Raw genomic sequence first — 19,383 nt, 5'->3', positions numbered from 1 at the left:
CAGCTGATGCTGAAGTTTATTTTTTAAAGGAATAAAAATATGAAACCACATATTATCTTTGTTGGATTTCGACCTGATATTATTGACTTGGTTGATTGGGAAAAAAATAAAGTTAGTATTATTACGCATGAGTTCATTGTCGATCAATTAGATGAGTCTGTGCGTTCTAAATTAGCCGGTATCGGTGTACTCAAGGTTTCTCATTCAAATAATTTGGAAGAAGCCTATACCGATGCTATGCCGCAAATTGAAAAGCTCGCGGAAGAATTAATTGCGCAACATGGCCCGGCGAAGGGGTTTATCGCTTTATATGAGCACTCCACGTTGCCAGCGGCGTTATGTCGAGAAAAATTTTCTGTGCCTGGCACGTCGGTAGCTACGGCGACATTATGTCGCGATAAAGTGAAAATGAAACAAAGCTTAATGGGTTCCGGCATTCGTTATCCGCTATTTAGGCCGGTTAACAGTCAAACAAGCTTGGCAGAAATCAAGCAGTTTACGCAACATATATCAGGAAAAATAGTATTGAAGCCAAGAGCACAGGCCGCTAGCGAAGGAATATTTATTTTTGAAGATGCATCTGACTTATTCCAACATATTTCTGAACATGGATTGCAGGATCGGTATCAGCTCGAAGAATTTATTGAAGGTCAATTATGTCTTTTTGATGGTATTGTGCGCGATAAAAAATTGATGTTTTTTAGTGTGTCAAAATATACGACCACTTGTTTTGAATACATCCATCAACGTACACCCATCGCCACAATTACCACCGATGATGTGCAATTAAGCCGTAAAGCGAGTCAATTTACTAGCGCTATCTTAGAAAAGGTCGGTTTGGAAAATGGCACATTTAATTGTGAAGCTTTTCTGTTACCGAATAATGAATGGGTATTTCTAGAAATAGCCAATCGTTTTGGTGGTGCTGGCGTGGCGCCATTGATGAAGCAAATGTATGGCGTGGATCTGATTAAGGAATGCATATTAGCCGATATGTTGGAACCTTCAGAGATAGAGAAGCCGATTAATGTGTCAGATTACAATTTTTCTTCGGCTTGGATGTACGTTCCTGTCCCTCAAGCAGGACCTTGTAGAGTTACAGAGGTGACAGGTTTAGATCAATTGCCTAATAGTATTGTTAAGGCGGACACGGTGCGACCAGGGCAAGATTTAAATCAAGCAGCGGGTGCGTTTCTCTATGCAGGGCGATTTTTTGTTAAAGCCGAAACTTCCGCACAAGTAAAAAAGGATTGCGCAAAGATTGCTAAAAATTATCATGTTAATGTGGCTAGCCCTTAAAACATGGATTTAGTTTCTTCTAGTCAAGCTTAATATTATCAATTATACTCCTAAGCCAAATTTTTCTAATGGAAAATATTTAAAAAACATGGAAATGTAGAAGTTTCGCAAATTAAATTACAGGCGAATAATGTAAAAAGATCACTGTCATGGCGAGCGAATGTAATGAGCGTGGCCATCCATGGATTGCCGCGCACCTACGGTGCTCGCAATGACGATTAATAGTTTACGCGCTCGCAATGACGAGTGAGTCATTATCTGAAAAGGTCGAGTTTTTGGGTTTTATTCGCGAAACTCCTATAGTTTTCACATTGCATCTAAGGAAAGATAAAATGTCTCATGCTATAAGTAATGTCATTAAAGAAGTGCTGGTCAAAGAGTTGATGGTCAATGTGCCCGTCGATAAGATCAATGACGAGGATAGTTTCCAATCGGTATTAGGTTTAGATTCCCTATCGTTTGCCGAGTTACGTTATCAATGTGAATCGCGTTTTAGTATTGATATAGCCGATGAATATTTTGTACCGGATTATTTTAATAATCTAAAAAATCTTGTTGCTCTCATCGCTAAGTTGCAAGCCGAACAAACTAGCACAGTGTCATGATGTCAGTCATGGTAGAAGGTCTCAATGCAGCAAATGCTTTGCATATGGATCATTATGGCGGGCATCGTTTAGCTTATAGCTGTATTAAAGCACAGGGTATTCATAAAACATTTTTACACTTAAAAGATTCGCATCAACAATTTGAAGTAATGGATATTAGTGGCGGTTATGCAAGCGCTTGTTTGGGAGCAAATAATCCGCATTTTTGGCAGCATTTACAAGCTAAATTATCACAGTGTAGTGCCGTTACCGATGAATTGTTAAGTCTAGAGCGTGCGGAATTTTTACAACAACAGTTTGGCAGACACGGACTATGGACGGATCATTTTCCGTATGGTGAATATCATGTCAGTGGCCGTAATTCTGGATCTGAAGGAGTAGAACTTGCACTGAGATTGCTATTAGAAAGTTTGCTGGATAAAAGACGACAAACCAAACACCCGCAGAAAATAAATAAAAAAATCATATTGGCTTTTGAAGGCGCTTGGCATGGATGGACAGCAGGAATTATTCCTTTATTAAACCGGCGTTATTATACGCATGGTTTTCCTAGTTTAGAGTCGCAAGGATCTTTTGGGATAGAAGTGAAATTTTTACCTTTCGGCGACCCGGCATTGTTAGAATGTTTTTTTAAAGAATTTGGTGAAAGTTTAGCCGGTGTTGTAGTTGAGCCGATTCAAGGGGATGCTGGAATTTTAGTTCCCCCACCCCATTATTTACGACGATTAGCTGATTTATGTCAACATTATCAGGCGTTATTAATCGCTGATGAAGTGCTGACATTTGCTAAGACCGGTCAATTTTTTGCAATGGCGGATGCCATGGGGCCTATTAGCACGGATATCACTATCATCGGTAAAAGTTTAGGTATGGGCTTAATGCCGATTTCGTTAGTGATTGCTAGAAAATCATTAACCGTTCGAGCTTGTGGCGCTGTGGCCACCAATGATTTGCGTGATTTTGCTTGCGCTGTAATGAGTGCGGGTTTACAAGTCATTAACGATCAAAAATTAATTCAACAATCAAAAACGCATGGTCAATTATTGCAACAGACATTGCAAATTCAATTGGTTGAAGCGTTTCCAGATATTTACAAGGAATGTCGCGGAATTTCGCATTTATTTGGTGTTGAGTTAACCGAGCAAGCAGCACAAAAATTATTGTTGTTTAGAGAAAACATGATCCATCATGGTATTTATCTAGAATTTATGGCCGGTGCAGGAAAAAGATCACATGGATTACGCTATATTTTCCCGACTATGCGTATTGCACCCGCTTTAATCATGGATGATGCGCAGTTAACTGAAATGCTTGAACGATTAATCAAGGCAAGCGTTGCATTTAGGTTGTTAACGAAAAAAAATAAAAGTAGCGAAAAAGGGAAAATGCATGCTTTATACTGATACACGATGTGTAGAACACATCGATACTGATGCATCGGGCGTGGTTCATTTTTCGCGTTATGCTATCTTTTTTGAAACGGTTTTTCTTAATTTTATTCGTAAACATAGCCTTCAGCTTATGGATGAAGAAAATCTTATCCATAGCTTACGTGTGACAGAGTTACAAATGAACTTTATAGCTCCCTCGGTATTTGCTGAAGTGTTACAAATAGAGATGTTATTAGTAAAAATGCGACAGGTTACGTTTGAGTTAGGCTTCATATTATATGCGGATAATACCGAAGTGCAGCGCAATAAAGCTCAAATGACCTTTTGTTATGTAGGTAAAAATAATAAACCAGCGCGGATTCCTGAATTTATATCAAAAATATTGGGGGAAGTGAATGTCTGTCCTGCTTGAACAAAAAAAAGGATTGGGGTTTAGTGAAATAAAAAAATGGCTGCGCCATAAACATCCTATGATCTATTTAGATCGCGTGATTGACTATGAGCCAGGTGTTTATTTAGCGGCAATACTGGCAATTTCCGGGAATATGGATTGCATGGCCGGGCATTTTCCTGAACGCGCAATATTTCCAGGTACACATTTATTACAGAGTTTTAGTCAAGCGGGAATACTTTTATTTCAGTTGAGTACACGATTATTGCAAGAGGACGAAGTAACCGTAGTAGGCGCGATTAATGGCCGTTTTTTTGCTCCTATCGTACCGGGTGATCAAGTTGACCTACATTTATCGGTTGAAAAGCTCTATCAGGATATTATTTTCTTTAACGGCGAAGCATTAGTGCATGGAAAACGAGTTGCCGCAATGAAAGCAAATATTAAACGTGTTGCTGTGACGCAATTTACGGAGGTTGCATGGTAGCTGAGCCGATACCTATTATTGGGCGAGCTTGGTCAACTGCATTAGGTAATGATATTGATGATGTTTGGGGAGCACTCTGTGCTGGCCGAACTGGAATCACTGAATGTCCTACCAAGGTATCGTTAAAAAATAATTTAGCAGCAAGTATCCAGGGTTTAAACCAGTCGTCCAGTGAACGTTTCTTGCAATTGGCAAAAAAAACGTTAGCTGCTAGCATACAGTCTATTGATCTAAGCCTTTATAAGCGCGTTGCGTTAATTGTGGGAACTAGTTTTGGTGCGCGTCTGGATGATCCAAGCGCAGCCGAAGCTGACTTAGATGCTTGGGGACAACAACTGGCAGAAGTAAGTGGCATCAAACAAGTCATCACGCTTTCTACCGCTTGCTCTTCAGGCGCTGATGTCGTCTATTTAGCGGGTATGCTCATTGCAGCGGGTGAGTATGATCTCTGTATTTGCGGCGGCGTTGATATTTTAAGCGATGCAAAACGTTTAGCACATACCGCATTAGGCACTTTAGCATCAGGATATTTAAAACCTTTTGATGAGGCTCGTACAGGGACAGTGTTAGGAGAGGGTGCTGGTTTTTTAGTATTGGCAAGAGCACCTATTAATCAGCAAGACATTTATGCCTATTATTGTGGCGGTGGTAGTGCCAATGATGGCGCTGGACTTACCGCACCTGATGCTAAAGCGATTGGCGCGATCTATGCCATACAACGCGCATGTCGCGAAAGTGGTATTTCACCGGATGATATTGGAATTATTAATGCGCATGGTTCTGGCACACGACTGAATGATCAAATTGAATTAGAGGCTTATCGGCATGTATTTCAGCATCAACCGATTATTTTTGCAACTAAGGGTGCATTTGGTCATAGTCTAGGTGCTACCGGTAGTATCGAGTTAATTGCATTGATTGAGTCATTGCGACGTCAACAAGTCCCACCTATTACTGGCTTAGTTAACCCCATAAAAGATTTTTTTACGCCGGTATTGAAGCAAGAAACTAGTATCAATGCTCATTATGGTATGAGTCTAACGCTAGGTTTTGGCGGCTTTGATACTAGCATTATTTTAAAGGCCGCTTGAATGCAGCAATCCTATCGATTGAGAAAGATTATTATAGAACGAGCCATTCGAGAAGATTTTCCCACATCATTAATTCAACATATTCGCTATATCGATCCAGTCATTTGGCCTGGTTTATTAGGCGTTTATGAGTTATTGCAATTGCCGGATCAAAGACCTAATGGCGATGATGTGGCTGTTATTCTTTGCGGTAAAAGTTATCCAAAGCAAGCTTCGCAGCAGGTGTCAAAGAGTTTATTGACCAGCAGGCGTGTTTCTCCTTTTCATTTTACTGCAGCGAATGCAGCAGCTAGCATTTCCATGATCTGTGCTACTTTTCATTTTCATGGCCCCACACTCAATTTATGTATGCCAGTACAAACTGCTTTACCAACGATAGAAGTGATTATTCAGCATTGGCTTCACCAAGGCTTAAAAACAATTTTTGTGATTAAACAGGATCATGAAAGTCATGCTGAAGTCGAACATATTTTTGTTGAAAATGAAAGGCTTGGGAATGCGCTTAGCGATGTGAGTAGGAAATGTGATGATGAAAGTTTCTGATCAGAATGTTAACAATATAGAAAATATCTCGGATCTGAAGCCTAATCATCGACAAGAAATTAATAATTTTTGGCTTACGCTACAAGTAATACCTAAAGGTGCGGCTATATTAGTATCTTTGGCTAACTCAGTGGACTTGCTCTATCATGTTTTAGCGATATTAGATGCGGGTTTTGTTCCTATCTTAGCAGCTCCGACATTGCCGAAGTTACGCTTATTAGATTTACAAACCAGGTTTGGCTTCCATGGTTTTATACAGGGTGCGTTACAAATCGCAGCTATATCTTATCAGCAACGTTTTAATATGGGTGAGCAGACTTTTTATTTATGTTCACAGCAAGAAAAAATTCATTTAAATCCAGGAGAAATAGTCTTAACTACGTCTGGTACCTCGGGATTTGCTAGTGGCTGTGTGTTTGATATCGAATCACTCTGGCGTAATGCCAATAAACATGTCAATGCGATTGGACTGACCGCTAAAGATACGGTGTTAGTGAATTTACCTCTATATTATTCTTACGCGTTTGTCGCGCAAGCATTAGCCGCATTAACGGTTGGTGCGAGATTGCTGATTACAGGCCCTCCATTTAATGAGAGTTTTTTTATAAAGACCCTCCAGGAAAAACAGGTTTCAGTAATTAGTATCACACCTTTATTAGCGCGTCGGTTGCTTAAACCAGATTATGCTTTACCGAGTTGTTTAAGAGTAGTAACCATAGGCGGTGATTTATTTAGTAAAGATGAAATTATACATTTTCTGCGCTTAAATCCTCTTCAAGAATGTTATATAACGTATGGCTTAACAGAAGCAGGCCCGCGTGTAGCGACGTTAGCGGCCCATACGGAATCAGCTGCAAAATTTGCTTCAGTGGGGCGTGTACTTCCACAGATAGAAACCCATTTAGAGCCCAGAGCGGCAGGGTGTGAGTTGTACTTAAAAACAGATACATGTCTTAAGCAACGACTTGGATCGTCTGAAAAACCGACTTTTCACCATTTAGCATCAGGTCGTTGGTTGCAAACCGGCGATTGTTTTCAGATAGATCAAGATGGTTATTTATTTTTTCGAGGAAGATGTTCAAATTTTCTTGTCATACACGGTGAGAAAGTTAATTTAGATGCGATAAAACAAGTTGTTTTAGAATTGCAGAGTGTTATCAGTGTTAATATCAAGTTAATATCCGAGCAGGATTTAATTTTAGGATATGAACTTAATGTCATTACTACTAACGAACTCTATATTCGTACTCATATTTCAAAGTATTTACGAAACTATCTTTATCGACATGAGCAACCATCCAAAATAAATATTCAAACATTAGATGCTGAAGAAGTAATATCTTTGCATAAATAAATCTGGATTAAGAAATTAATTTTATTCATTTAATTTTTCATTATTATATTTACAGCAATTAAGTTTTTGGCAACGCTGCGATAATAAGCAATCGGAGTGTATTAATAATACATGAGGACTGCGACTTGAGTGGGCATTTATTCAAGTGCGAAGCGTATATTTGAAAATAAAAATATTGCGTGTTAGTTTAACCGCTCAATTTTTATAAAAGGGAAAATTTATGAGAGAAATATTGTGGATTTCCTTACCTGAGCAAGTAGCGCAAGAGATTAATAACGTTTTAAAATTTATTAATAAAAGAAAATTACCTTCTTTAAGTGTCAAACAATTATTGCTTGATTTAATTGATAATAAAGCAAATGACTGGAAACAAGTATTTGCACACTATAATAATATTACTGCAGTGGATGATATTAATTTATCAGAATTACTTGCAAAGACGCTAAGCTTAAATAACCAATTTCTACGTCATGAAGAAGCGTTAGAAGATAAATTATTTAAACCTAATCAACTCATTAGCTTAATTATTCTATGTTATTCTGATCCGGATTTAGTTGGGCGTAAATTATGTAAAGCACTCAAAGATAATAATAGCAAAGGTATAGCTAAAGAAATTTTAGAAAACTCTGCTTATGTAAAAGCGCAACGAAGGATAGTGCCAGCGGTTAGTAATTTACGCCTACTGAATTATGCATTTTATGCTAATTCCCCCGCAGTTCAGTTACCAGACACTGTTCGAAATAGTGTGAGAGCAGGAACAGTAAGAGAAGACATAACATTATTAGAAGTAGGCCAATTTAGTTTTATAAATCAAAGTTTTTGGCGGCCGGTTGCTGCTCCTTTAAAGAATAATGCAAGTATTTATTTTGAAACATCACCAGCAATAGAATCTTCTACTTATCTTGCTGTTACCGCTGAAAAATCTTCTTTGCCAACTAACGCGGGAAACAGCAATCATATTGATAGTGTATTAGTCGGTAGTTTGGCGTTTTTTCATTTGGTAAAAAATACGCCCGTGCTAGGTGTAGTCGTAGGTAATATTCATAAAGATATTGGAAATACGTTGAGATATATTAGAAATTTTTTCCTAAAACAAAATACTCTGCGCCCTGAACAAATTGAGCAAACTAGCAGATTTTCCTCTCCGACAACTACTTGATAGCATGAAAAGTGAGCGATATAAAACAGTTAATTTTCACCTTATTTCCTTATAAAATATTTTATAAAATAAACCACTATAAGATAATTCTAAAAAATTTTCTTATTAAAATTAATTATTTTTATTATAATTTTAATTAATTTTTTCTATTTTTGTTTGTAAATTAATATTCTGCATGTTACTTTATTTAAAGAATATATTAAATAAGGAGTGATTTTATGAGTGAAACATTATGGATTACATTACCAACCCATGAAGAAAATGAACTTAAAGCGATTCTTAATTTAATTGTCACTAAAAATCTTGATAATTTAAGTATAAATCAATTAATTGAAAAAATAAAAAATCACCAAGCTCAAGATTGGTTAGAGGTATTGGGTCATTATAATTCGATAATATCGATCAATAATATTAATTTGTCTCAAATACTTACTCGAGCAATTAGTGTAAAGAATAAGTTTGATAGGGAAAATAGCAAAAATGGAATTATTTATCCAAACTTAAAAAATCAAGTATTTACCTCCAATCAACTACTGAGTTTAATTATTCTGTGTTATTCCAATCCTAACTTAATAGGTCCTAAGTTATGTAAGGCATTAAATGACAATAATGAAGCTGATATAAAAAAGGAAATACTCGAAAATTCTTCTTACGTACGTGCCCAAAATAGAGTGGTCCCTTGGACGCTTAATTTACGCTTAGCTAATTACGCGCTTTATGCGAATGAAACTTCGGTTAGATTACCCGTTGCAATTATCAATAGGGTTAAAAACGAAACCATTCAAAACGGGCGTACTGTCCATCTAGTGGACCAACGCGGGGGTTTTGATGAATGGGTCAATGGTACTGAGAGAGCTGTTAGAGGTGTTCGAGCCGCCAACGATGAAATCAAGTTGGATTCCTATCAAATATTGCAAAGTTTACAATCAGATGAGCAAGGTCTTTCTGAAAATACCCAATCTATAACAACGTTACCTTCCAACCATTCTTTATCACAAATGAATGCTTATCGGCTTATTAATGAGTCCTCTTCAGACTATAATGCAGCGAATTCTAGTAATGGCAATAGTTTAATAATGGGCAGTTTAATTGGCTTCCATGTTTTTAGAAATCTACCGATTATCAGTCCAGTGTTGCGTAATGTGCGTAAAGATATTGTCACGGCAGCTAGCCATATTGGAAGTTTTTTCTCAAAGCATAATCCTGAAAATGCAGAACAACTCGAGCAAAAAACTCCACCTTTATCCGCTGTCATTAAACCTTGAGTGGATAAAAAAAAGAGGAATGGATATTCATTATCTATTCCTCTTCCCCTGTTTTGTTATTCTTGGTCGAGAAAACTACGCAAGGGTTCTGAACGGGTAGGATGACGTAGTTTGCGTAATGCCTTGGCTTCAATTTGTCGAATACGCTCACGTGTTACATCAAATTGCTTACCTACTTCTTCCAACGTGTGGTCGGTATTCATGTCGATACCGAAGCGCATGCGTAATACTTTTGCTTCACGCGGAGTCAGCGATGCAAGAACTCGCTGTGCAGTTTCGCGTAGACCTTCGATGGTAGCGGCATCGATGGGCGATAAGGCGGTTGCGTCTTCTATAAAATCACCTATATGGGAATCACCATCTTCATCACCAATCGGTGTTTCCATGGAAATGGGTTCTTTAGCAATTTTAAGAATTTTACGGATTTTATCTTCAGGTAAACCCATTTTTTTACTGAGATCTTCGGGCGAGGGTTCTTTCCCCGTTGCTTGTAATATTTGGCGTGAAATACGATTCAGCTTGTTAATCGTTTCAATCATATGCACAGGAATACGGATAGTTCGTGCCTGATCGGCAATAGAGCGGGTGATGGCTTGTCGTATCCACCAAGTGGCATAAGTTGAAAACTTATAGCCGCGCCGATATTCAAATTTATCGACGGCCTTCATCAAGCCTATATTACCTTCTTGAATTAAATCAAGGAATTGCAAACCACGGTTGGTATATTTTTTGGCAATAGAAATAACGAGCCGTAAATTGGCTTCGACCATTTCTTTTTTTGCCCGTCGCGCTTTAGCTTCACCTGCTGACATTTGGCGATTGATTTCTTTTATTTCAGCTATCGTCATGCTTATGGTTTTTTCTAACTCACGCAACTTATTTTGCGCGTTCGTGACGGGTGTGTGTAAAGTTTTTAAAGCTTGCGAATAAGTCTTTTTAGCATTGATGTGTTTTTTGAGAAAATTTTCATTGGTTTCATTTTTTGGAAAAGTGCTAATGAAAAGTTGGCGTGGCATTTTGGCTTCATTAATACATAAACGCATGATGATACGTTCTTGCATGCGAACTTTTTCTAATAGCTCACGCATTTTGCGTGTCAGCTTATCAAGCTGGCGCGGTATTAACTTAAATTTAGTAAAGGCATCGGCTAATAAGGCCGCTTGTTTTAGGGTTTTTTTATCATGACGACCGAGTTTTTTTTGCGTAGCAATATAGGCTTCGTAAAGTGCTTTTAACTCAGCAAAACGAGTGTGAGCTAGTTCCGGATCGGGTCCGCCCTCCAGTTCACCAAATCCTTCCTCATCATCGGTTGTACCGATTTTAGTTTTGGTTTCATCGCTATCATCATCGGCGTCTTTATCATCAACGCTTTTAGCTTCGCTAAAACCTTCATCGTCTACTTCACCTTCAGGAACAATATTTTTTCCGGGTGGTAGTTCGAGAGGTATGGATAATTCTTCTAGATCCAGAAATCCACTAATAATGTCATTTAAGCGGATTTCTTGTTGTTCATAACGTGTATAATCACTCAGTATATCGAAAACATTTTCTGGATATTGAGTGAGTGCAGAGAGTATTGCTTGCAAACCTTCTTCAATACGTTTGGCAAGTTTAATTTCACCTTCGCGCGTGAGTAATTCAACGGTACCCATTTCACGCATATACATACGTACTGGATCCGTTGTGCGTCCTAATTCGGCCGCGATATTGCCTAGGATATTAGTATTTTCCGAACTGGTTTCTTCTTCCGATGAATTGCTGGCTATGCTCGAAGAGAGTAAAGTCTCCATATCCGGCGGAACTTCATACACAGGTATGCCGATATCATTGAGCATCAAGATAATTTCATCGAGCTGAAGTTGCTCTTGCTCGGCTTCAGAGATAATATCATCCAACAGATGGTCATTTATTTCAGCGTAAGTGACAAATCCTTGCTTTTTACCGTGTGCAATAAGCTCTCGTAAACGGGATTGTTGTTGTTCGAAATCCATAGCTGCGCATGACCTCTTGGGAAAGTAATAATTTTATTATATACCTAATTAAGATAAACCTATAAACCTTTAACGTCGAAAAGGCAAGCCCTTTAAGGTAAAAAATATGCTAATACTCAGTTTAGGTACAAACTTAGGCGATAGTTTAAATAACCTACGCTTAGGCCTGCAATTATTACAAAAATCACAGAAGATTGCACCTTTACAAATTTCTCCTCTTTATAGCTCTTCAGCACTACTCCCTGCGTATGCGCCCGTGGCTTGGAATCGACCCTATTTAAATCTAGCCGTTGTTTGTGAGACAGATTTGTCTCCATTAGAAGTGCTAAAACTTATTAAACAAATAGAACGACAGCTAGGGAGGGAAGAAAGCCAGCGTTGGGCGCCACGAATTATCGATATTGATATTTTGGCCTGGGATAATTGCGCGATTGATCAAATAGGTCTAAAAATACCCCACGCCGAGCTATTATCTAGACCTTTTGCTTTGTGGCCACTGCTCGATTTGTGGCCAGATTGGCAGCATCCAACAGCAGAATTTACGGATATATTGCAGCGTTGGGGTTCACGTTATACCGGCGAGCTAGCGCCCTGTGGGACCAAACAACTTCCACATCGTTTAGAGGGAAGTGCTTTAGTGGGAATATTAAATATAACACCCGATTCTTTTTCTGATGGCGGCAAATTTATAACTGTACCTAATGCATTAGCGCAAGCGGAAAAGTTAGTGCGTGAAGGAGCTGAAGTTTTGGATATAGGAGCCGAATCGACGCGTCCAGGAGCTATGCCTGTTTTACCTGAAACCGAGTGGGCATTATTAAAGCCTGTTTTAACCGCCTTAAAAGAACATACTAAACAATGGGCTTTTAAACCAAAGATTAGTATCGATACTCGACATGCTATCGTCGCAGAAAAAGCCATACAGTTGGGTATAGACTGGATTAATGATGTCAGTGGGTTTGTTGATCCGAATATGCGTGCACTTGCCGCAGGTAGTCCAGTAAAGTGTGTAGTCATGCACAATCTTGGCGTTCCTGCGCAGAAAAATGTTGTTTTAGCTTCTCACCCTAATATATGTGAGCAAATAATGGATTGGACTGAACAGCGCTTCGATGAGTTACTTGATGTAGGTGTTGATGCTAAGCAACTGATCTTCGATATTGGCATAGGTTTTGGAAAAACATCGCAACAATCCATTTTTTTGTTAAAAAATATCAAGCAATTTCGTCGTTTAAATTGTCCGTTGTTGGTGGGTCATTCACGAAAATCTTTTCTAAATTTGATCACAGAAAAACCTTTTCCAGATCGAGATTTTGAGACTGCGATGGTGTCCTATCAGTTGGCCGCACAGGGCGTAGATTACTTGCGCGTGCATAATGTCGGTTTAAATGCTGAAGCCATTGCCATGGCAACACAACTTATTTCAACAGATGAGTTAGTCACTGCGTAAGTGAGCGATATTCCGTCATGACGAGCGAATAGAATGAGCGTGGCCACCCAGTTTTATGAATTCCCTAGATTGCCGCGCACCTTCGGTGCTCGCAATGACGAGAGATTTCTATAGAAATGATGATTAACTTTGCCAGGTAAGATCTAATTCACGCACCGCTCGTACATCATCTAAACGTTGTAGAGTTAAATGATGCGGTGCATTATTTAACATGCTTGGGTTTTCTTTCGCTTCAACAAGAATTTTTTCCATAGCGCTTATAAACTGATCTAACTCTTGTTTTGATTCCGTTTCCGTAGGCTCTATCAATAAGCATTCTGGAACGAGTAAAGGAAAATAGGTCGTTGGGGCATGAAAACCAAAATCGAGTAAACGTTTACCCACATCCATCGCGGTGACATTAAATTGTTTAGTTAAGGTTTTTAATGTCAAAATAAATTCATGGCTGGCGCGTCGTTGCGGAAAAGCGGGAATATATCCAATTTGTTGTAATCGTTTAAGTAAATAATTGGCATTTAGCGTAGCGAATTCTGACACGCGTTTTAGACCATCGCGACCTAATAAGCGCGCATAGATATAGGCGCGCAAAAGAATACCGGTATTACCCATAAAAGTGGATAGGCGACCAATACTTTGTGGCCGATCACTTAAGTTTAGCCAACGATATTGATTATTTTCAAAAGTGACAGTTGGAATGGGTAGAAATGGTAGGAGACGTTCTCCAACAGCAACAGGTCCCGCACCAGGACCACCGCCGCCGTGCGGTGTGGCAAAAGTTTTATGCAAGTTGAGATGCATGACGTCAAAGCCCATATCCCCCGGCCGAACTTTACCTAATATAGCGTTCAGGTTAGCTCCATCATAATAGAGTAATCCACCGGCTTGATGAATAATATTAGCAATTTTCTCAATTTGTCTTTCAAAGATTCCTAAAGTCGAAGGATTGGTTAACATAATTCCCGCAGTATGTGGTCCAACGGCTGCTTGCAACGCGACTAAATCTAAATCACCTTCAAGATTAGTGGGAATTTCACGGACTTTATAACCACACATGACTGCAGAAGCAGGATTGGTACCATGCGCGGCATCAGGAATAAGAAATTCGGTTCTGGCATGATCATTACGTGAAGTATGGTAGGCCTTGATCATAGCGACACCCGCAAATTCGCCTTGCGCACCCGCCATGGGTGTCAGTGAAACACCAGACATTCCGGTTATATCTTTTAAAATTTCTTGAAATTCGTAAAGACAACGTAAAGTGCCTTGGCAACTTTCTTCAGGTAATAAAGGGTGTTGATTAAGAAAGGCAGGTAATGATGCCAAACGATGTACGCCACGTGGATTGTACTTCATCGTACAGGATCCTAATGGATAGAAATTTGTGTCGATAGAGAAGTTTTTTTGTGACAAACGAGTAAAATGACGTACCACTTGTAATTCAGAAACCTCGGGCAGAGAAATTTTTGTTTTACGTAATAAATTGTCAGGTATAGTAGAGGACAGATTGCGCGGTAAATTGGGAATTTGCGCTTTTGCAGTACGACCTGGTTGACTCAATTCAAAAATAAGCATAAAAATTTTTTAAGGTAATGTATAAAGTAAATTTGATAATTCTTGTTGATAAAGCTTTAAATCAGTTTGACTTTTAGTTTCCGTGACACAAATTAATAAAGCATGGCCTAATTCAGGGTAGAGCGTCGATAAATCATATCCACCGTGTATTCCTAGTTTTGCTAAATCGTGTAATAAGCCAGGAACAGGTTTAGGTAAACGAATAACAAACTCGTGAAAAAACGGGCTACTGAAAATTAATTCTACATCAGGTATTTGGTTTAGTAGATCAGCGAGTTGCTGAGCATGGTGATGAGATACCGACGCAACTTGTTGTAAACCCATGGGTCCTAACAGGCTCATATAAATCGTTGCAGCAGTGACTAATAAACCTTGATTGGTGCAAATATTCGATGTGGCTTTCGCACGACGTATGTGTTGTTCACGGGCTTGCAGTGTTAATGTAAATCCTGGTTTAGCATTTTTATCCACAGTGCGGCCTACAATTCGACCTGGCATTTGTCGCAGCCATTCTTTTTTGCAACACATAAAACCAAAATAAGGTCCGCCACCGGCAAGAGGTACACCGAGTGCTTGTCCTTCACCACATACGATGTCTGCACCTTGCTTGCCCCAACTTCCCGGCTCTTTAAGCAAAGCCAAGCTAACCGGGTTGGTGACAGCAATGACAAAAGCATGTTGAGCATGTGCCCATTCAGTTAATTGATCAACTTCTTCTAAGCAACCAAAAAAATTAGGTTGTGGTATCACTACAGCGCAAATATCTTGTTGCTTCCAGTTATCAAGCGTTGCTAACAATGTCTTACCTTGTTCTGGACAATAAGGCAGATCAATGAGTTCTATGGCTTGTTGAGTAACAATAGCTTGTAAGGTTTGTCGATAATGAGGGTGTAAAGTGCGTGGGACTAGAATTTTTGCCGATTGCGTTTTTTTGTTGCTTCTTACGGCCATCAAAACTGCTTCAGCCAAAGCAGAGGCACCGTCGTAAAGTGAAGCATTAGAATAATCCATCCCCGTCAGGCTTGCCATCATAGTTTGATATTCGTAGATCAGTTGTAATGTTCCTTGACTTGCCTCGGCTTGATAAGGCGTATAGGCTGTCATAAATTCGCCGCGGCTAGTAATGTCCCAAACGGCAGCTGGAATATGATGTTCGTAGGCACCGGCACCAATAAAACAAAGGCCTTTTTTATTTTCTTGACCATGTTGTTCTGTTAAACGTGTCATTTCCATTTCCGTTAAACCTGCAGGAATATGATTTAATTCTGCGGTTTTAAAATGAGATGGAATTTCATCAAATAAATCGTCTATGTTATGTATACTCAATGTCGCCAGCATTTCTTGTACTTCGACATCGGTATGAGGAATAAATGGCATGTTAGGCCTCAACCAAAATTTGTTGTTGGTAAGTTGCAAAATCCAATAAGTTGTCTAATTCAGTCGCATCGGAAAATTGAAGACGAAATAACCATCCTTCTCCATAAGAGTCAGAATTGATGAGCTCAGGTGACTCATTAAGAGCAGTATTTATTTCAGTGATTATGCCTGAGAGCGGGGCATAAACATCTGCAGCCGCTTTTACAGATTCTAAAACACAAGCTTCTTCACTTTGTTTTAAGATCTTTTTAAGCGTAGGTAATTCAACATAAACGATATCACCTAACAATTCTTGTGCGTGTGCGGTAATTCCAACGCAGACAATATTATTATCTTCGAGTCGAAGCCATTCATGTGTAGAGGTATATTTTAGAAATTCGGGTAGTTTTTTCATGGTAATTACTCTTTAATAAATTCAATTTTAAATAAAAGTTTTTTTTCCTTTCCGTATGAAGGGAGGTTTAATGATGCGTGCTTGATATTGCTTGCTGCCCATGATGACATCACAATAATCTTCGTTATGTGAGTAAGGTATTCTAGCAAAAGCGATAGAACTGCCTAACGTGGGAGAATAACTGCCACTGGTAATTTCACCTTCTCCTTCAGAAGTAATAATCTTTTGATGGTTGCGTAAGATACGACCTTTTTCTTCTAACACTAAACCAACTAACTTACGCGTGAGATTTTTTTGTTGTTTGATTAAAGCTAGGCGGCCAATAAAGTCGCGATCGATAGGGTCCCAGGCAATTGTCCAAGCTAGATTGGATTCTAGAGGAGTTGTAGTGACATCCATATCAGAGCCATGCAAATTCAATCCGGCTTCTAGACGTAAAGTATCTCGTGCGCCTAATCCACATGGTTTGTTACCACATTCAATTAAACGTTGCCAGAAATCTTCAGCTTCATGTACGGGTAAGATTACTTCTAATCCATCTTCACCCGTATAACCCGTTCTAGCGATACACCAATTATCTTGTTGAACACAATGAAAAGGTTTTAAATCTTTAATCAAGGATTGTAGACTTGAGCTAAAGGCTTTACTTGCTTTTGATGTGGCATGAGGACCTTGGATAGCGATAATCGCTAGATCGGTACGTTCAACTATAGAGAGGGATGAATAATGCTGGGCTTGTTTCTTCATCCAATCCAGATCGGATAGGCGATTTCCTGCATTGATAACGACGCGATAAAGTTGTTGTGAAAGCTGATAAACGATTAAATCATCCAAAATGCCGCCCGCATCATTTAGCATGCACGTATATAAGGCTTTTCCTGGGATGAGGCGCTGTGGATTATTTGCCAATAAAAAACTGAGATAATGAATTGCATTTTCTCCGCCAATGTCGACAGCTAACATATGCGAAACATCAAATAAACCGCTGTCTTGTCTGACTACGTGATGTTCCTGTATTTGCGAGCCATAATGCAGAGGCATTTGCCACCCTGCAAAATTAACAAGTATCGCTCCGTTTTTTTTATGCTGTCCATGCAGAACTGTTTTATTTTCCATTAGCTGACCACTTAATAAGTTTTCGATAGCTAATTATAACTTGTGAGGGATAAATTACTACTCTTCACATTTGAAGATTTGTGTTAATCTGCTTGGTGGGTTGGAAAATTAATTCATATGGGACAGAATCCCATCTAATTCTTCTAAGCTATTATAGTGGATGATGAGTTGACCTTTTCCTTTGCTTGTTTGCTTAAAATATACTTTAGCGCCTAATGTTTCGGATAATTTACGTTCAAGTTGTTGTACATCAGTATCAACTTTTAACGGAGTGCTTACTTCAGGTTTAATAAAACAAGCATTCTGTACTAAGCGTTCTGTTTCGCGAACAGACAATTTATTTTTTACAATTTTTTCAGCTGCTTGAATTTGTAGGTTCCCAGAAAGACTTAACAGAGCTCTGGCATGACCCATTTCGATTTGACCTTGCTGCAATAAAAGTTTTACTTGTGGAGTCAAACTTAACAAGCGGAGTAAATTCGTAATCGTAGCTCGCGAACGGCCTAAGGTTTTAGCAATTTCTTGATGGGTTAATTTGAATTCGTTGATAAGTCGTTGTATACCTTCTGCTTCTTCCAATGGGTTGAGATCTTGTCGTTGAATATTTTCAATCAATGAAATCGCCAGTGCCGTTTCATCGGAGATTACCTTGATTAAGACGGGTACTTCATTCAGCTTAGCAAGCTGAGCCGCGCGCCAGCGACGCTCGCCGGCAATAATCTCATAACAATTTTCATCAACCAGGCGTACGACGATAGGGTTGATGATGCCTTGTGTGCGAATTGAATTAGCTAAATCTTCTAATGCTTCTTGAGCAAATTCTCTTCTGGGTTGATAACGACCGGCTTGTAACCATTCAATCGGTAGATGACGTAATTCTTCTTTGTGAGGTTTGACTGTTTGTACTAAATCTTCAAAAGGCTGACCACTTAATAACATGTCAAGATTTCTACCTAAACGCGATTTTTTCATCATAGTACCTGTTCGACAGACTGAGATTGTTCATAATTAGAACGTTTTTTTAAAAAAACGTTCGATGGAATATCACTAGGTGATGCTACTGAGGGGATAGGGCATCCATCCCGGGTTAACACTTCCTTAGCTAAACTTAAATACGCTTGACTACCATTTGATTGTGGGTCATATAATAAAGCAGGTTGTCCATGACTAGGGGCTTCGGCGAGTCGAATATTGCGTGGTATCAGTGTGTTATACATTTTATCTTTAAAATGAGTGAGTAATTCTTCCGAAACTTGTTTGGCGAGACTATTTCGACCATCAAATAGTGTACGAAGTATGCCGTGGATCTGTAAATGTGGATTAACCGTGGCACGTAAACTTTGTAAGGTGTTCATCAGATTGCTTAAGCCTTCTAAAGCAAAATATTCACATTGTACAGGGATGATGACGAAATGAGCGGCCACTAAAGCATTAACAGTCAATATATTTAAAGACGGAGGACAATCGAGTAAAATATAATCATAAACGTCGGCCAATATGCTTAGCTTTTTTTTCAGTGTATATTCACGTTGTTCAATCTTTAACAATTGGATTTCAGTCTGGGTTAAATTTCCTGAGCCAGGAATCAATGTATAATTTGCTGGCGTAACCACTAGGCTCTGCTCTATTGGAACTTCATCTAAAAGTACTTGGGCAATATGCGGCTCGAGGTCTTTTTGTAAAAGACTGCCTGTGGTTGCATTGGCTTGAGGATCGAGGTCTATTAACAGCGTTTTTTGTTCTAACAAGGCCATCGATGCAGCAAGATTAATACAGGTGGTGGTTTTCCCCACGCCCCCTTTTTGATTTACGATAGCGATAATTTTACCCATAGTGTCCCATAATAGCTTGACAGGTTTGATATAGTATACTCTTCAAACTTGAATTTTTGTTTGTGT

18 protein-coding genes are annotated in these 19,383 nt (G+C 39.0%); 11 read left to right on the top strand and 7 right to left on the bottom strand.

Translation table 11 applies throughout. From position 1 onward, the window contains the following. Nucleotides 1-39 precede the first annotated feature (39 nt). From AAHF87_RS03635 to AAHF87_RS03590, 10 genes are all read left to right on the top strand, one after another. Entirely contained in the window at nt 40-1,299 is a 1,260-nt protein-coding gene (locus AAHF87_RS03635; RefSeq protein WP_342147094.1) for an ATP-grasp domain-containing protein, read from the top strand. 332 nt (nt 1,300-1,631) lie between these two features. Beyond that, nucleotides 1,632-1,904 carry an acyl carrier protein gene (locus tag AAHF87_RS03630; protein ID WP_342147093.1) on the top strand — a complete coding sequence of 91 codons (273 nt, stop codon included), beginning with the start codon at nt 1,632-1,634 and terminating at the stop codon, nt 1,902-1,904. Beyond that, nucleotides 1,901-3,307 (top strand): aminotransferase class III-fold pyridoxal phosphate-dependent enzyme, encoded by a 1,407-nt coding sequence (locus AAHF87_RS03625; RefSeq protein ID WP_342147091.1) that lies wholly within the window; start codon nt 1,901-1,903, stop codon nt 3,305-3,307. The genes AAHF87_RS03630 and AAHF87_RS03625 overlap by 4 nt, the downstream gene beginning before the upstream one ends. Next, nucleotides 3,294-3,707 (top strand): acyl-CoA thioesterase, encoded by a 414-nt coding sequence (locus AAHF87_RS03620; protein WP_342147090.1) that lies wholly within the window; start codon nt 3,294-3,296, stop codon nt 3,705-3,707. The genes AAHF87_RS03625 and AAHF87_RS03620 overlap by 14 nt, the downstream gene beginning before the upstream one ends. Then, complete coding sequence (locus AAHF87_RS03615) at nt 3,691-4,173, top strand: hypothetical protein (RefSeq protein WP_342147088.1); 483 nt, start codon at nt 3,691-3,693, stop codon at nt 4,171-4,173. The genes AAHF87_RS03620 and AAHF87_RS03615 overlap by 17 nt, the downstream gene beginning before the upstream one ends. Continuing rightward, complete coding sequence (locus tag AAHF87_RS03610) at nt 4,167-5,264, top strand: beta-ketoacyl synthase N-terminal-like domain-containing protein (protein WP_342147087.1); 1,098 nt, start codon at nt 4,167-4,169, stop codon at nt 5,262-5,264. The genes AAHF87_RS03615 and AAHF87_RS03610 overlap by 7 nt, the downstream gene beginning before the upstream one ends. After that, nucleotides 5,265-5,807, top strand: coding sequence for a hypothetical protein (locus AAHF87_RS03605; protein ID WP_342147085.1), 543 nt, complete (start codon nt 5,265-5,267; stop codon nt 5,805-5,807). Further along, nucleotides 5,791-7,161, top strand: coding sequence for a class I adenylate-forming enzyme family protein (locus AAHF87_RS03600; protein WP_342147084.1), 1,371 nt, complete (start codon nt 5,791-5,793; stop codon nt 7,159-7,161). Before AAHF87_RS03605 ends, AAHF87_RS03600 begins: the two co-directional genes overlap by 17 nt. A gap of 220 nt (nt 7,162-7,381) precedes the next feature. Next, nucleotides 7,382-8,320 carry a hypothetical protein gene (locus tag AAHF87_RS03595; RefSeq protein ID WP_342147082.1) on the top strand — a complete coding sequence of 313 codons (939 nt, stop codon included), beginning with the start codon at nt 7,382-7,384 and terminating at the stop codon, nt 8,318-8,320. 218 nt (nt 8,321-8,538) lie between these two features. Further along, entirely contained in the window at nt 8,539-9,585 is a 1,047-nt protein-coding gene (locus tag AAHF87_RS03590) for a hypothetical protein (protein WP_342147080.1), read from the top strand. 56 nt (nt 9,586-9,641) lie between these two features. On the opposite strand, the gene rpoD is transcribed toward AAHF87_RS03590, so the two are convergent. After that, a complete protein-coding gene (gene rpoD / locus AAHF87_RS03585; RefSeq protein WP_342147079.1) occupies nt 9,642-11,576 on the bottom strand; it encodes an RNA polymerase sigma factor RpoD in 1,935 nt (644 codons plus the stop codon). A 106-nt stretch (nt 11,577-11,682) separates the two neighbouring features. On the opposite strand from rpoD, the gene folP reads away from it, so the two are divergent. Then, nucleotides 11,683-13,026 (top strand): dihydropteroate synthase, encoded by a 1,344-nt coding sequence (gene folP / locus AAHF87_RS03580; RefSeq protein ID WP_342147078.1) that lies wholly within the window; start codon nt 11,683-11,685, stop codon nt 13,024-13,026. Between the two features lie 123 nt (nt 13,027-13,149). Here folP and gcvPB read toward each other — a convergent pair whose 3' ends face one another. The 6 genes from gcvPB to AAHF87_RS03550 form a co-directional block, all read right to left on the bottom strand. Further along, on the bottom strand, nt 13,150-14,598 hold the full coding sequence (gene gcvPB, locus AAHF87_RS03575) for an aminomethyl-transferring glycine dehydrogenase subunit GcvPB (RefSeq protein ID WP_342147077.1): 1,449 nt from the start codon (nt 14,596-14,598) through the stop codon (nt 13,150-13,152). Between the two features lie 9 nt (nt 14,599-14,607). After that, nucleotides 14,608-15,975 (bottom strand): aminomethyl-transferring glycine dehydrogenase subunit GcvPA, encoded by a 1,368-nt coding sequence (gene gcvPA, locus AAHF87_RS03570; RefSeq protein ID WP_342147076.1) that lies wholly within the window; start codon nt 15,973-15,975, stop codon nt 14,608-14,610. Nucleotide 15,976: 1 nt separating this feature from the next. Beyond that, entirely contained in the window at nt 15,977-16,369 is a 393-nt protein-coding gene (gene gcvH, locus AAHF87_RS03565) for a glycine cleavage system protein GcvH (protein ID WP_342147075.1), read from the bottom strand. 27 nt (nt 16,370-16,396) lie between these two features. Beyond that, complete coding sequence (gene gcvT / locus AAHF87_RS03560; RefSeq protein WP_342147074.1) at nt 16,397-17,485, bottom strand: glycine cleavage system aminomethyltransferase GcvT; 1,089 nt, start codon at nt 17,483-17,485, stop codon at nt 16,397-16,399. 108 nt (nt 17,486-17,593) lie between these two features. Next, on the bottom strand, nt 17,594-18,460 hold the full coding sequence (locus AAHF87_RS03555; protein WP_342147073.1) for a ParB/RepB/Spo0J family partition protein: 867 nt from the start codon (nt 18,458-18,460) through the stop codon (nt 17,594-17,596). After that, the gene (locus tag AAHF87_RS03550; protein WP_342147072.1) at nt 18,457-19,317 is read right to left on the bottom strand and encodes a ParA family protein; all 861 of its coding nucleotides are present in this window, start codon (nt 19,315-19,317) and stop codon (nt 18,457-18,459) included. The genes AAHF87_RS03555 and AAHF87_RS03550 overlap by 4 nt, the downstream gene beginning before the upstream one ends. Between the last annotated feature and the right edge of the window lie 66 nt (nt 19,318-19,383).

Origin of the sequence: Rickettsiella endosymbiont of Aleochara curtula (genome assembly GCF_964030935.1) — a bacterium.
Classification (GTDB): Bacteria; Pseudomonadota; Gammaproteobacteria; order Diplorickettsiales; family Diplorickettsiaceae; genus Aquirickettsiella.
Note: the sequence above shows the minus strand (reverse complement) of the source record. Positions and strands in the feature narration are given on the sequence as shown.

Bases quoted from the DNA above. Each gene is read 5' to 3' on its own strand.
- AAHF87_RS03635 (WP_342147094.1), top strand. From the start codon at position 40: ATGAAACCACATATTATCTTTGTTGGATTTCGACCTGATATTATTGAC.
- AAHF87_RS03630 (WP_342147093.1), top strand. From the start codon at position 1,632: ATGTCTCATGCTATAAGTAATGTCATTAAAGAAGTGCTGGTCAAAGAG.
- AAHF87_RS03625 (WP_342147091.1), top strand. From the start codon at position 1,901: ATGATGTCAGTCATGGTAGAAGGTCTCAATGCAGCAAATGCTTTGCAT.
- AAHF87_RS03620 (WP_342147090.1), top strand. From the start codon at position 3,294: ATGCTTTATACTGATACACGATGTGTAGAACACATCGATACTGATGCA.
- AAHF87_RS03615 (WP_342147088.1), top strand. From the start codon at position 3,691: ATGTCTGTCCTGCTTGAACAAAAAAAAGGATTGGGGTTTAGTGAAATA.
- AAHF87_RS03610 (WP_342147087.1), top strand. From the start codon at position 4,167: ATGGTAGCTGAGCCGATACCTATTATTGGGCGAGCTTGGTCAACTGCA.
- AAHF87_RS03605 (WP_342147085.1), top strand. From the start codon at position 5,265: ATGCAGCAATCCTATCGATTGAGAAAGATTATTATAGAACGAGCCATT.
- AAHF87_RS03600 (WP_342147084.1), top strand. From the start codon at position 5,791: ATGATGAAAGTTTCTGATCAGAATGTTAACAATATAGAAAATATCTCG.
- AAHF87_RS03595 (WP_342147082.1), top strand. From the start codon at position 7,382: ATGAGAGAAATATTGTGGATTTCCTTACCTGAGCAAGTAGCGCAAGAG.
- AAHF87_RS03590 (WP_342147080.1), top strand. From the start codon at position 8,539: ATGAGTGAAACATTATGGATTACATTACCAACCCATGAAGAAAATGAA.
- rpoD (WP_342147079.1), bottom strand. From the start codon at position 11,576: ATGGATTTCGAACAACAACAATCCCGTTTACGAGAGCTTATTGCACAC.
- folP (WP_342147078.1), top strand. From the start codon at position 11,683: ATGCTAATACTCAGTTTAGGTACAAACTTAGGCGATAGTTTAAATAAC.
- gcvPB (WP_342147077.1), bottom strand. From the start codon at position 14,598: ATGCTTATTTTTGAATTGAGTCAACCAGGTCGTACTGCAAAAGCGCAA.
- gcvPA (WP_342147076.1), bottom strand. From the start codon at position 15,975: ATGCCATTTATTCCTCATACCGATGTCGAAGTACAAGAAATGCTGGCG.
- gcvH (WP_342147075.1), bottom strand. From the start codon at position 16,369: ATGAAAAAACTACCCGAATTTCTAAAATATACCTCTACACATGAATGG.
- gcvT (WP_342147074.1), bottom strand. From the start codon at position 17,485: ATGGAAAATAAAACAGTTCTGCATGGACAGCATAAAAAAAACGGAGCG.
- AAHF87_RS03555 (WP_342147073.1), bottom strand. From the start codon at position 18,460: ATGATGAAAAAATCGCGTTTAGGTAGAAATCTTGACATGTTATTAAGT.
- AAHF87_RS03550 (WP_342147072.1), bottom strand. From the start codon at position 19,317: ATGGGTAAAATTATCGCTATCGTAAATCAAAAAGGGGGCGTGGGGAAA.